The 13,903-nt window shown below is 62.2% G+C and carries 5 protein-coding genes, 2 rRNA genes and 1 pseudogene; 3 read left to right on the forward strand and 5 right to left on the reverse strand.

Features of this window, described 5'->3' with window-relative positions; translation table 11 throughout:
• Both GWQ44_RS30685 and GWQ44_RS30690 read left to right on the forward strand, forming a co-directional pair.
• Positions 1-6,987: pseudogene (locus GWQ44_RS30685) on the forward strand (LapA family giant adhesin); the annotation flags it as partial.
• A 161-nt stretch (positions 6,988-7,148) separates the two neighbouring features.
• Positions 7,149-7,487: a hypothetical protein gene (locus GWQ44_RS30690; RefSeq protein ID WP_016962584.1), complete on the forward strand. Its 339-nt coding sequence runs from the start codon at positions 7,149-7,151 to the stop codon at positions 7,485-7,487.
• Between the two features lie 59 nt (positions 7,488-7,546).
• Here the strand turns inward: GWQ44_RS30690 and lapD are convergent, their stop codons facing one another.
• Together lapD and lapG are read right to left on the reverse strand one after the other, a co-directional pair.
• Complete coding sequence (gene lapD, locus GWQ44_RS30695) at positions 7,547-9,493, reverse strand: cyclic di-GMP receptor LapD (RefSeq protein WP_275929095.1); 1,947 nt, start codon at positions 9,491-9,493, stop codon at positions 7,547-7,549.
• A gap of 14 nt (positions 9,494-9,507) precedes the next feature.
• On the reverse strand, positions 9,508-10,200 hold the full coding sequence (gene lapG, locus GWQ44_RS30700) for a cysteine protease LapG (protein WP_016962586.1): 693 nt from the start codon (positions 10,198-10,200) through the stop codon (positions 9,508-9,510).
• Positions 10,201-10,501: 301 nt separating this feature from the next.
• Here lapG and GWQ44_RS30705 point away from each other — a divergent pair, with 301 nt between their 5' ends.
• Entirely contained in the window at positions 10,502-11,266 is a 765-nt protein-coding gene (locus GWQ44_RS30705; protein WP_275929096.1) for an alpha/beta fold hydrolase, read from the forward strand.
• Positions 11,267-11,335: 69 nt separating this feature from the next.
• On the opposite strand, the gene GWQ44_RS30710 is transcribed toward GWQ44_RS30705, so the two are convergent.
• From GWQ44_RS30710 to rrf (GWQ44_RS30720), 3 genes are all read right to left on the reverse strand, one after another.
• On the reverse strand, positions 11,336-13,216 hold the full coding sequence (locus GWQ44_RS30710; protein ID WP_016962588.1) for a methyl-accepting chemotaxis protein: 1,881 nt from the start codon (positions 13,214-13,216) through the stop codon (positions 11,336-11,338).
• A 362-nt stretch (positions 13,217-13,578) separates the two neighbouring features.
• Positions 13,579-13,694 (reverse strand): 5S ribosomal RNA (gene rrf, locus GWQ44_RS30715).
• A 112-nt stretch (positions 13,695-13,806) separates the two neighbouring features.
• Positions 13,807-13,903, reverse strand: a 5S ribosomal RNA gene (gene rrf, locus GWQ44_RS30720); the annotation flags it as partial.

Below are 13,903 nucleotides of genomic sequence, written 5' to 3' on the forward strand. Positions count from 1 at the left end.
TCGGTGGCCGAGGGCGGTTCCATCGTCTACACAGCGACCCTGAGCAATGCCGCCGGTACTCCGGTCACCGTGACCCTGAGCAACGGTGCGGTAATTACCATTGCCGCAGGCGCCACTTCCGGTACCGCTACCGTCGCGGCTCCGGCTGATGACGTCTATAAAGACGCCGGCAAAGTCGAAGCGACCATCACCAAGGCTGAAGGCGGCAACTTCGAGAAGCTGGTACCAAGCACCACGCCGGCCGTCACCGATGTGACCGATACCATCGACAACTCCACCGTATCGCTGAAGGCCACGCCTTCGACGGCCGAAGGCGGCAACGTCACCTACACCGCGACTGTCACCGCTCCGGTCACCGGTTCGCCTGTTGTGGTGACCCTCGCCAATGGCGAGAAGATCACCATCCCAGTGGGTGAAACTACCGGCTCGGTGAGCATCACTGCGCCTAACGATGTACTGGTTGGCCATACTCCGCTGACCAACTCCATCACCAACGTCAGCGGCGGTAACTACGAGAACCTGGTGGCGGATAAAACCCCGGTCAGCACCACCGTGACCGATACCGTCGACACCACCAACCTCAGCCTCAGCGCTACACCATCGGTGGCCGAGGGCGGTTCCATCGTCTACACAGCGACCCTGAGCAACGCCGCCGGTACTCCGGTCACTGTGACCCTGTCCAACGGTGCCGTGATCAACATCGCCGCTGGCAAAACCACCGGCACAGTGACTGTCGCCGCGCCAGGCGATGACGTGTACAAAGACGCCGGTAAAGTCGAAGCCACCATCACCAAGGCCGAAGGCGGCAACTTCGAGAAGCTGGTACCAAGCACCACGCCAGCCGTCACCGATGTGACCGATACCATCGACAACTCCACCGTATCGCTGAAGGCCACGCCTTCCGCGGCCGAAGGTGGCAACGTCACTTACACCGCCACCGTCACTGCTCCGGTTACCGGCTCGCCGGTAGTCGTGACCCTCGCCAATGGCGAGAAGATCACCATCCCGGTCGGCGAAACCACTGGTTCGGTCAGCATCAGCGCGCCTAACGACGTGCTGGTTGGCCATACTCCGCTGACCAACTCCATCACCAATGTCAGCGGCGGTAACTACGAGAACCTGGTCGCCGACAAGACTCCGGTCAGCACCACCGTGACCGATACCGTCGACACCACCAATCTGTCCCTGTCGGCTACACCTTCGGTAGCGGAAGGCGGTTCGATTGTTTACACCGCGACCCTGAGCAACGCCGCCGGCACTCCGGTGACCGTCACTCTGAGCAACGGTGCGGTAATCACCATTGCCGCAGGCGCCACTTCCGGCACCGCTACCGTCGCGGCACCAGCCGATGACGTCTACAAGGACGCCGGCAAGGTCGAAGCGACCATCACCAAGGCTGAAGGCGGCAACTTCGAGAAGCTGGTACCAAGCACCACGCCGGCCGTCACCGATGTGACCGATACCATCGACAACTCCACCGTATCGCTGAAGGCCACGCCTTCCGCGGCCGAAGGTGGCAACGTCACTTACACCGCCACCGTCACTGCTCCGGTTACCGGCTCGCCGGTAGTCGTGACCCTCGCCAATGGCGAGAAGATCACCATCCCGGTCGGCGAAACCACTGGTTCGGTCAGCATCAGCGCGCCTAACGACGTGCTGGTTGGCCATACTCCGCTGACCAACTCCATCACCAATGTCAGCGGCGGTAACTACGAGAACCTGGTCGCCGACAAGACTCCGGTCAGCACCACCGTGACCGATACCGTCGACACCACCAATCTGTCCCTGTCGGCTACACCTTCGGTAGCGGAAGGCGGTTCGATTGTTTACACCGCGACCCTGAGCAACGCCGCCAGCACTCCGGTGACCGTCACTCTGAGCAACGGTGCGGTAATCACCATTGCCGCAGGCGCCACTTCCGGCACCGCTACCGTCGCGGCACCAGCCGATGACGTCTACAAGGACGCCGGCAAGGTCGAAGCGACCATCACCAAGGCTGAAGGCGGCAACTTCGAGAAGCTGGTACCAAGCACCACGCCGGCCGTCACCGATGTGACCGATACCATCGACAACTCCACCGTGTCGCTGAAGGCCACACCTTCCGCGGCTGAAGGTGGCAACGTCACTTACACTGCCACCGTCACCGCTCCGGTTACCGGCTCGCCGGTCGTGGTGACCCTGGCCAATGGCGAAAAAATCACCATTCCGGTCGGTGAAACTACCGGCTCGGTGAGCATCACGGCGCCTAACGATGTACTGGTTGGCCACACCCCGCTGACCAACTCCATCACTAATGTGAGCGGCGGCAACTACGAGAACCTGGTGGCCGACAAGACCCCGGTCAGCACTACCGTGACCGATACCGTCGACACCACCAACCTCAGCCTCAGCGCTACACCGTCGGTGGCCGAGGGCGGTTCGATCGTCTACACCGCGACCCTGAGCAATGCCGCCGGTACTCCGGTCACCGTGACCCTGAGCAACGGTGCCGTAATCACCATTGCCGCCGGGGCAACCAGTGGCACCGCCACCGTGGCCGCGCCAGCCGACGATGTGTACAAAGACGCCGGTAAAGTCGAAGCCACCATCACCAAAGCCGAAGGCGGCAACTTCGAAAAACTGGTGCCAAGCACCACGCCAGCCGTGACTGACGTCACCGACACCATCGACAACTCCACCGTATCGCTGAAGGCCACGCCTTCCGCGGCTGAAGGTGGCAACGTCACTTACACTGCCACCGTCACCGCTCCGGTTACCGGCTCGCCGGTCGTGGTGACCCTGGCCAATGGCGAAAAAATCACCATTCCAGTCGGTGAAACCACTGGTTCGGTCAGCATCAGCGCGCCTAATGACGTGCTGGTTGGCCACACCCCACTGACCAACTCCATCACCAACGTCAGCGGCGGCAACTACGAAAACCTGGTGGCGGATAAAACTCCGGTCAGCACCACCGTGACCGACACCATCGACACCACCAGCGTCAGCCTCAGCGCCACCGGCACCGTGGCTGAAGGCGGTTCGATCATCTACACCGCGACCCTGACCAACGCCGCCGGTACTCCGGTGACCGTCACTCTGAGCAACGGCGCGGTGATCAACATCGCCGCCGGCAAGACCACCGGTACCGTCACCGTTGCGGCGCCGGCTGACGACGTCTATATCGACGCCGGCAAGGTCAATGCCTCGATCACCAGCGCCACCGGGGGCAACTTCGAGAAGCTGGTGCCGGACACCACGCCAGCGGTGACCAACGTGACCGACACCGTGGATACTACTTCGGTGGGCATCACCGGCAGCACCTCGGTCACTGAAGGCCAGACCGCCAGCTACACCGTGAGCCTGACCCACCCGGCACAGACCGAAGTCACCCTGAAGATCAGCTACAGCGGCACCGCCACCGACGGCTCGGACTTCAGCGGCGTGTACACCGTGAAGATCCCGGCCGGCGCCAGCAGCGCCACCTTCAACGTCGCCACCATTGACGACAAGATCACCGAAGGCACGGAAAACTTCGTGGTCAAGATCGACTCGGCCACCGGTGGCAACTTCGAGAACCTGGTGGTGGGCAGCAACAACAGCGTCACCACCTCGATCATCGACAACGATGCTCCGCCGGTCATCGACCTGGACGCCAACAACTCCAGCGGCGCCACCGGGGCCGACTACAAGGTCACCTTCACCGAAGGCACTGCGGGCCCTGGCGTGTCGATCGCCGACACCGACCTGAGCATCACCGATCCGGACAGCACCATGCTCACCGGCGCCACCATCGTGCTGACCAACCGTCAGCCGGGGGACTCGCTGAACCTGGGCAACAGCGTCAACGGCATCAACATCAATGCCAACAGCAAGGACGGTTCGATCACGCTGACTCTGTCGGGCAACGCGACGCTGGCCGACTACATGCAGCAGATCAAGAACATCACCTTCACCAACAACAGTGAAGACCCGAGCACCACGCCACGGACCATCACCGTGACCGTGACCGACGGCGGCAACTACTCCAACGTCGCCACCACCACGGTCAATGTGGTGGCGGTGAACGACGCCCCAACCGCCACCGGCGGCGCCGTGACCGGCAGCGAAGACACCCCGCTGGCCCTGACCTGGTCGAACTTCGGCGTCAGCGACGTCGACAGCCCGGCGTCCAGCCTCGGGGTGAAGATCACCCAGCTGCCCAGTGACGGCAAACTGCAATACCTGGACGGTTCGACCTGGAAGGATGTGGCCAACAACCAGACCATCAGCAAGGCCGATATCGATGCCGGCAAGCTGCGCTTCACCCCGGACGCCAACGAATCCGGCACCAACGGCTACGGCGGCAGCGGCGTGGGCAACCAGCAGGCCGATTACGCCCAGATCAAGTTCCAGCCAACCGATGGCCAGGCCCTGGGCAGCACCGGTACGGTCACCGTCGACATCACCCCAGTGGCCGATGCCCCGACCCTGAGCGTGGCCGGCAACAATGTGAACTCGGTGGGCCTGCTCAAGGAAGTCTGGACCGGCCTCAGCGGCCTGGGCACCGACGGCAGCGGTGCGTCCGCCAGCACCCTGAAATCGGTGATCGACGCCGCCGGCACGCCCAACAGCAGCAGCCTGGCCACCAACGTCCAGTCCGACGGCAACATCACCCCGGGCACCGCGTCGAAGACCTCCGGCCTGATCTACCTGGAAGCCGGCAAGGCCTACACCTTCTCCGGCACCGGCGATGACAGCCTGCTGGTGACCATCGGCGGCAAGAACGTGGCCAGCACCACCTGGGGCGCGGGCGGTAACCTCAACGGGACCTTCACCCCGACCACCAGTGGCTACTACACCATCGATATCTACCACCACAACCAGAGCGGCCCAGGCAACTACGACGTCAACCTGTCGGTCAACGGCGGGGTCCCGGTAGACCTGAGCAACGCCGGCGTGCCGCTGTACACCGGGGTCACCGACCTGACCAACGCCGGGGTTTCGGTGTCCGACCTGCACGGCACCAACGGCGAGGGTTACTACGACGGCTACAAGCTCAACGAAGGCGGCGAAGGCGGCAGCGTGCATCTGTCGAAGATCAGCACCGGGCTGACCGATACCGACGGTTCGGAAACCCTGAGCGTGAAGATCAGCGGCATTCCCGCAGGCTCCGTGCTCAGCGACGGTGCCGGGCACACCTTCACCGCCACCGCGACCTCCGGCGAAGCCAACGTCACCGGCTGGAACCTGGGCAACCTGACGGTCACCCCGCCGCCTTACTACAACGGCTCGTTCAACCTCAACGTGACCTCGACCTCCACCGAGTCCCTGGGCGGTTCGGCCAGCACCTCGGCGCAGATCCCGGTCAAGGTCTACCCGGCCACCTACAATGCGGTGGTTGCCACCTCCGGCGACGATACCGTCACCGGCACCGACGGCAACGACATCGTGGTCGCGGACATCGGCGGCCTGACCGTGGTCCCGGGCACCAACTACAACATCGCCTTCATGGTGGACAGCTCGGGCAGTATGAGCAGCGCCTCGATCACCGCGGCCAAGAACTCCCTGACCTCGGTGTTCAATACCCTGAAGAACAGCATCGGCAGCGCCGGCTCGGGCACCGTGAACATCTTCCTGGCCGACTTCGATACCCAGGTCAACAAGTCGGTATCGGTGAACCTCAACGATCCGAATGCCCTGGCCCAGCTCAAGGCGGTACTGGATTCGATGTCCTCCGGCGGCGGCACCAACTATGAAGACGTGTTCAAGGCCACGGCCAACTTCTTCCAGAGCAGCCAGGCCACCGGCAATACCAACGCCACCAACCTGACGTACTTCATCACCGACGGTAAGCCGACCTACTACCAGAGCGGCGAGCAGACCAACCCGACGCTGTACAGCAACGTGCGCCTCGACGATGTGGTGACCACCAGCAACTACAAGCTGGGGGACACTTTTGGCAAGTACATCGACAACACCCACTACCTCAGCGTCAACAGCGACGGCACGACGATCCTGCAGACCTACAACAGTGGCTGGAACTCTTGGAGCAGCAAGACCCTGGGCACGCTGCACGCCCAGGGTGACGGCACCTATGAGCTGTCGAGCCTGGCGGGTAGCGGCAACAGCACCAACTCGGCCACCACCAGCAACTCCAATGACGGCTTCGTACTGCTGAGCAAACTGTCCCAGGTGGAAGCCATCGGCCTGAACAGCGATGTCAGCCTCAACGACCTGAAGCCTTACGACAGCGACGGCAAGCCGCAGACCAACATCGACCCCAACGATCTGGCCAACTCGATCATCGGCCACACCGAAGCCACCATGCCCGGCGCGGACACCGTCAGCGGCGGCAATGGCAACGACATCCTGTTCGGCGACCTGGTGAGCTTCAACGGCATCGCCGGCGAGGGCTACCAGGCCATGCAGGCCTACGTGGCCAAGCAGAGCGGGGTCGATGTCAGTCAGGTCAGCACCAGCAACGTGCACCAGTACATCACCGAGCACTACACCGAGTTCGATGTGTCCGGCAGCCATGACGGCAACGACACCCTGCTGGGCGGCGACGGCAATGACATTCTCTTCGGCCAGGGCGGCAACGATTTGCTGGACGGTGGCCGGGGCAATGACATCCTGCTGGGTGGCACCGGCAACGACACCCTGATCGGTGGCCAGGGCAACGACATCCTGATTGGCGGTTCGGGTGCCGATACCTTCGTCTGGAAGGCGGGTGATACCGGCAACGATGTGATCAAGGACTTCAAGGCCAGCGAAGGTGACCGTATCGACCTGCGGGATCTGCTGCAGGGCGAGAGCGCCAGCACCATCGACAACTTCCTCAAGATCACCACCGTGGACGGGGTCTCGACCCTGCAGGTCAGCTCCGAAGGCAAGCTCAACGCCGCCGGCGGCCTGGCCAACGCCGACGTGACGATCAAGCTGGAAGGCAACAACTGGTCCAATGCCAACATCCACTCGTTGATCGCCGGTAGCGACCCGACCATCAAGATCGATCACAACAACAGCTGATGAGTGACCGGCAGCCACCCCTTGCGGGTGGTTGCCGGCTATTGGCCGACAACCTGCGCCGTGACGATTGTCGCGGAGCACCGCATACTCACGCGCTGGATGTGGCGTTGGCCCAGGTCGCTGAGCGCCGGACGCCGAATAAAAAGCCTGAGGGATTTGCCATGTTCTACGTGCAACGCGATGCGCAAGGTCAGCTGATTCGCGTGGAAGCCGCCGCTTACGCCGAGGCGACCGAGACGCTGCCTGCCGATCATCTCGAGATCCAGACCTGGTTCGCCAATGAAGCGGTGGAGGTCAGCCTCAAGCAACTCAAGCAGAGCGACCTGGAGATGATCCGGGTTCTGGACGACCTGATTCAGGTGCTGACCAGCAAGGGCGTGATTCGCGTCACCGATCTGCCGGCGGCGGCCCAGGCCAAGCTGATGGATCGTACCCAGGCCCGGGTGGCACTGGGGGGCTTGAGCCGGTTGATCAACGATGATGAAACCGGATTGATCTGAGACTCTTCGCCGGCAAGCCGGCTCCTACGCCAGGAGACGGCTTGCCGGCGACAGCGCTTTCAACTCCAGGGCGCCGGTTCGCCGAACAGTTGCCCTTGCACGCCGTACAAGCCCATCTCACGAATCACTCGCAGCTCGCCCTCAGTCTCGACTCGCTCGGCAATCAACGGCAGGTCGATGCTGTGGGCCGCGCGCTGGATAGCCTCGATAAACAGGCGCTTGTCGCTTTCCTGGTCGATGTTGCGGATGTAGCTGCCGTCGATCTTCAGATAGGCCAGGCCCAGGCGGGCCAGGTTGCCGATCATGCTGAAGCGCCCGCCAAAGCGCTGCAGGCTGAGGGAGAAGCCCAGTTCCCGCAGGCGCCGGGTCAACTGTTCCAGCTGGACCTGCTCGGGCAGCTGTTCCTCGCCGATCTCCAGGGTCAGGCGCGGCCCGAGGTCGGAGTACTGGCGCAGGATATCCATGACCCGGTTCAGGGCCTGGGGATTCTCCAGGGTCGCCGCCGAGAGGTTCAGGGCCAGGCTGTCTTCATGTCCGCTCATCTGCTTGAGGACCTGCTCGAGCATCAGCACGTCCAGGCGCGAGGTCCAGCCAAAGCGTTCCAGCCACGGCAGGAAGCGGCCGGCGGGAATGGTCTGGCCCTGCTCGTCCAGCAGCCGTGAAAGCACCTTGTAATGCAGCACCCGCGCGGTGTCCTGGGTCGCCACCACCGGCTGGAAGTACAGCTGGAAGCGTTGCTCCGACAGCGCCCGGTCCAACCAGGTATGCCAGGCATGGTGATCGTCACCGACCTGGGCACCGACGCCCTGATCCAGGCAGGCCCAGTGGGTGTCGCCCTGGCCTTCGGCCTGGGCCAGGGCCTGATCGCCGAGGCTGAGCACCGCCTGGGGCGAGTCACCGTGGGCAAAGGCCGCCAGGCCGATGGAAGCCACGCCGGCAACATCGGTAGCACCCGTGGCATACAGGTTGCCCAGCGCGCTTTCCAGGTTCTGGGCCAGCTGGATGGCTTCATCACGCACCAGCCCCGGCGCCAGGACGGCGAACTCGCCACCGCGAACCCGGGTCACCAGGTTGTGGGTCTCGGGGTACTTGTTGCATTCGCGCAGCAGTTGCTCCCCCACCGCCTTAAGCAATTGGTCGGTGCGCTGGCCCCCCAGGCGCTGGTTCAGGCCGGCCAGGTCCTTGACCCGCAACAGCAACAGGTAACCGGAGCTGGCCTGCTCCGGGTTGCTGACGCGGGCATGCAGCTGCATCTCGAAATAACGTCGGTTGGCCAACCCGGTCAGGCTGTCCTGATACGACTCGATGCGCAGTTTTTCACTGCGTTCGGCCTGCTCCTGGAACAGGGCCTTGAGCTTCTCCACCATCTGGTTCATGGCCTGCACCACCCGCCGCAGTTCCGGGGTGCGCGGCAATTGCGGCAGGCTGAGAAATTCGCGCCGGGCAATGGCGTGGGACTGCTGGACCATGTAGTCCAGGGGCTTGAGCTGACGCCGCAGCAACAGGGCGCCGAGCACCGCGCTCACCGCGCCGCAGATCAGCAGCCAGCCCAGGCTGCCCAGGGCGCTCTGCCAGAGCTTGGCCACAGCGAACATCGGGTGGCTGAGCACTTCGACCCGCGCCGCCTGCTCCCAGCCACGGCTGACGATGGCGTCGCCGCCGGCCGGCTCCAGGCCGATCAGCTTGACGAACCACTGGGGCACATTGCCGACCTCGGGAATGCCACTGCGCTCGACGATGGTCTTGTCGGTGGCCAGGTCCACTACCCGGATGCTGGCGTAATAGCCGCTGTCGAAGATCGAGCTGACCATCAGCTCGACCATCGCCGGGTCATCGATGTTCGGCGTCAGCGACAAGGCCAGGGCCGTGGCCGCATCCTGGGCATGGGAGCGCAGTTGATTGACATACTGGGTGCGCGAACTTTCCAGGCTGACCATGAAGCTGCCGCTGAAGGCGACCACCAGGAACACACAGATTGCGATCAACAGCTGTTTGAACAAAGACATCTGAGCTCGTGCTCCTAGTTAGTCGTCTCGACCGGAAAACCTTCGGCCTGCATTTTTTTCAACACGTCCTGCCAACGGGACAGGCGCTTGGTGTCACCGACCCGCTTGTTGCCCTTGGCACCCGGCAGCCACAAGCCTTCGGCATTGAAGGAGTACACCGGCAACAGGTCGGTCCGCTCGCTGGCCGGGCGGATCGTGTCCTCCAGGCTGTCGAGCACCAGCGGCATGGCGTCCGCAGTGGAATAGTAGGTCAGGACCATGTGCGCGCGATTCTGGCGCAATGCCTTGACGTAGGTGATGCGCAGTTTGTCACTGGACACCCCGAGGTGGCGGAGGCTGAAGTACTTGGCGATCGCGTAGTCCTCACAATCGCCGGCGCCCTTCCACAGGGCTTGGATCGGGGTTTCCCAGTAGTCCACCTGGCCCCACAGATCGATATCTTCCACGTAGCGCATGTTCTTGTTGAAGAACAGGTTGACCACTTTCAGCTGCTCGCGCTCGGGAATCTGCTTCTGCGTCGCCAGCAGGTGCTGCCAGGCATCGATACGTTGCTGACCCTCGCCCAGGGGACCGTAGAGCGCCGTGGCACGGCGACTGATCAGGGAAAAATCCCAGTCGGCGTGCAGACTGCCCAAAAGCGCCCCGGCCAGCAGCAGTGCCGAGCAGAACCAGCGCAGGGTCCGAGAGAGAGCTAAACGTGCCGCCAATGCGATGAGTCCATGGGAGCTGTCGTAAATCGGCTGATGGTGAAGGCTGGCCCGGCAAAAGACAATGGCACCTTACAATCACTGGCCACCGGGGAAGGCCCTGCACGGGTCATTCACACAATAGCGTCAAGCCGCGTTTTTACCTTGAGCGGCAGCCGACGAATTTCCCCTGTCGCCACGTGCATTCAGCAGCGTCAGCCACTATGTTAGACGCCATTCACGGACTGGGACGTCCCCCGTCGAACAGCCTCTTGTCTGCACCAAGAAGCCGCCCGCGGGCCACCTTGCTTAAGGAAAAGCTGTGTACACCGACACCCGACAATGGACGCTGGTGATCAACTCAGGGCAAGCCACGCGAATCCGCCTGATCTGCTTTCCACAGGCCGGGGCGGCTGCGGAGCAGTTGCGGGTTTGGTCCAACAGCCTGGCCGATCATATCGAGCTGGTGGTGATCAACCTGCCCGGGCACGGGCCGCGTCGTGACGAGGCGCCCTACGACAACTGGCCGAGCCTGCTGCAAAACACCTTCGCGGCCCTCGATCCCTGGCTCGGCGAACCCCACGCGCTGTTCGGCCACGGTCTGGGCGCGTTGCTGGCATACGAAACCTGCAAGTACGCTCAAGAGCGCTTCCCCCGGCAGACGCGCCACCTGTTCGTCTCCGGCTGCCGCAGCCCCGACAGCCTGCCGCGCCGCCCCTTGTTGCACTCGCTGCCCATCGAGGCGTTTCGCGAGGCCATCCTGACCCTGGGTGCCAGCCCGCTGGAGATGCCCCGGGGGCAGAGTGACCTGCAGTCCTACGAGCGCTTGCTGCGCAATGGCCTGAAGCTCTTCGAAACCTGGTACGACACCTCCAGCGGCAGCCTCGATATCCCGCTGACGGCCTTCTACGGCAGCGAAGACCCGCTGGCGACGGCCAAGCATATGCTCAACTGGCGTGAGTTCACCGGGCGTGAATTCGAACTGATCGAAGTGGCCGGCAACCACTTTTTCATCAAGTCCCAACGCCAGCGCCTGCTGCAGGTGATCAATACTCACCTGGGCCTGCTGGCTGAACACCGGATCTGAACCGCGTCCATGAAAAAGCCCGCCCTGCAGTGATGCAGAAGCGGGCTTGAGGGAAGGCCCCGGGAGAACTCAGATCTTGAAGCTGTCCACCAGTTGCTTCAGGCGGCTGGCCTGTTGCGACAGCGCATCGCAGTCCTTCAGGGTTTCATTGAGGTTGGCGACGCCCTGCTGGTTGAGCAGGTTGATCTGGTTGATGTCGACGTTGAGGGTCTCCACCACCGCCGTCTGCTCCTCGGTGGCCGCCGCCACCGACTGGTTCATGCCGTCGATCTCGCCGATTCGCTGGGTCACGCTGATCAGCCGTGCACCGGCCTGGTTGGCCACCTCGACGCTCTCTTCACTGGAAAGCTGGCTGGCATTCATGGTCGATACCGCTTCGCGCGAACCGATCTGCAGGGAAGTGATCATCTTGTGAATCTCTTCCGCCGATTCCTGGGTCCTGTGGGCCAGGTTGCGCACCTCATCGGCGACCACCGCGAAGCCACGACCGGCTTCACCGGCACGGGCCGCTTCGATGGCAGCGTTGAGAGCTAGCAGGTTGGTCTGCTGGGAGATGCCCTTGATCACATCGAGAATGTGCCCGATGTTGTCGGTGCTGGCGTTCAGGGTTTCGATCTGGGTGCAGGACAGGCTGATCTTCTGCGACAGCTCGGTCATGGCCTGGATGGTCTGCTCCACGACTTGGCGACCGTCGTCGGCCTGCTCGCTGGCGCCGCTGGCGTGCTGCGAGGCATCAGCGGCGTTGCGGGCGATTTCCTGGGTGGCGGCCCCCAGTTCGTTGATCGCCGCTGCCACGCTGTTGGTGCGGGCACTCTGCTCGTCGGAACCGATGATCGACGCGTTGGACGAAGCCATCACCCGTTGCGACAGGTCATGTACCTGACGAGTGGCGGAGGACACTTCGGAGATCGAGGCGTGAATCCGCTCGACGAACTGGTTGAAAGAGCTGCCCAGCTCTCCGAATTCGTCCTTGCTTTCCACCACCAGGCGACGGGTCAGGTCACCCTCGCCCTGGGCAATGTCCTGCATCGCCCGGCCCATGGTGATCAACGGGCGCATCAGTACCTGGATCAACAGGGTCAGCAGCACTGCAATCACCGCCACGGCGATAAACATGGCGATCAAGGCGGATGTGCGGAACTGGCTCAGCGGCGCGTAGGCCTTGGCCTTGTCGATGGACAGACCGATGTACCACTCGGCATTCGGCAGACCGGTCACCGGGGTGAAGGACAGGATGCGTTCCTGTTTGTTCAGGACCACTTCCTGGTTGCCACTGGCGATACGCACGTTGGCACCGGGGTAGATGTCCTTGAGGTTCTTCATCACCTGGTCCTTGTCCGGGCTGACAATCACCTGACCATCGGCGCTGACCAGAAAGGCGTGGCCCAGGCCACCGAAGTCCACCGAGTTGATGATCTTCACCAGGGTTTCCAGGCTCAGGTCGCCACCGACTACGCCCAGCAGTTCACCCTGCTTTTTCACCGGCATGGCGATGGTCACCACCAGGCCACCGACAGCCGCCATGTAGGGCGGAGTCAGCATGGTCTTGTCGGCGGTGACGGCCTGTTTGTACCAGGGCCGTTGGCGCGGATCGTAGCCATCGGGCATTTTCGCGTCGGGACGCTGGGTGAAGGTACCGTTGGCCTGGCCAACGTAGGTGAACTGGAAGTTCGAGGTAAAGGCCGGCTGGTCCACCAGGCCCGGGAAGTCTGCGTTATGGCCCTGGTGAGCAACGTTCTGTGCCAGATTCTCCAGCACCAGGATCCGTCCGCTCATCCAGTTCTGCACGCTGCTGGAGGTGAGCTCACCGGCCTGCTGAATGGATGATTCGAGGTTCTGTCGGATAGTGTTTCGTTGCAGGTAGTCGTTGTACAAAGTGAACAACGCAAAAGCCAGAACCACTACGCCGGAGGCGGCCAAAAGGATTTTATGGCTGAACTTGAGATTCATTTCATGGGACTTCTTATGCCGAAAATGGGGATGCGTCCGTAAAGCAACATTCCATGTAACAGTGCAGGCGACGAGTCGCTCTACTTTGGTGCACGCATGTCTCATCAGGCTTTCGGCAAGAACACCCGAACCCTTAGAGATTTATCTGAATTACTCGCCTAAATTTGCCGAATCCCGCCGAACGGTGTTCCAGAGCCTTCGCCAACCCTTTTCAGCGGCGCGTCAGCAAGCAAAACGATTGATAGCTTGGGCCATAGATAGAGCAGCGACGGTGCTCGGGCATAGCGGACGGTTGATCAGCACTTTATTGAGCGCAAAAACAAAACCCCAATTGCTTTCGCAATTGGGGTTTCGGAATTTGATCTTGACGATGACCTACTCTCACATGGGGAAACCCCACACTACCATCGGCGATGCATCGTTTCACTTCTGAGTTCGGGATGGGATCAGGTGGTTCCAACGCTCTATGGTCGTCAAGAAATTCTGTGGCCGATCCGTTGGACTCAACATCGAACGTATCAGCAAAATCAGTCACTTCTACAAATAGACAAAACCCCAATTGCTTTCGCAATTGGGGTTTCGGAATTTAATCTTGACGATGACCTACTCTCACATGGGGAAACCCCACACTACCATCGGCGATGCATCGTTTCACTTCTGAGTTCGGGATGGGATCAGGTGGTTCCA

It is taken from the genome of Pseudomonas sp. 3MA1 (assembly GCF_029237275.1).
Classification (GTDB): domain Bacteria; phylum Pseudomonadota; class Gammaproteobacteria; order Pseudomonadales; family Pseudomonadaceae; genus Aquipseudomonas; species Aquipseudomonas fluorescens_AP.

Coding starts and splice junctions, on each gene's coding strand:
- lapD (WP_275929095.1), bottom strand. CDS start 9,493: ATGTCTTTGTTCAAACAGCTGTTGATCGCAATCTGTGTGTTCCTGGTG.
- GWQ44_RS30710 (WP_016962588.1), bottom strand. CDS start 13,216: ATGAATCTCAAGTTCAGCCATAAAATCCTTTTGGCCGCCTCCGGCGTA.
- GWQ44_RS30690 (WP_016962584.1), top strand. CDS start 7,149: ATGTTCTACGTGCAACGCGATGCGCAAGGTCAGCTGATTCGCGTGGAA.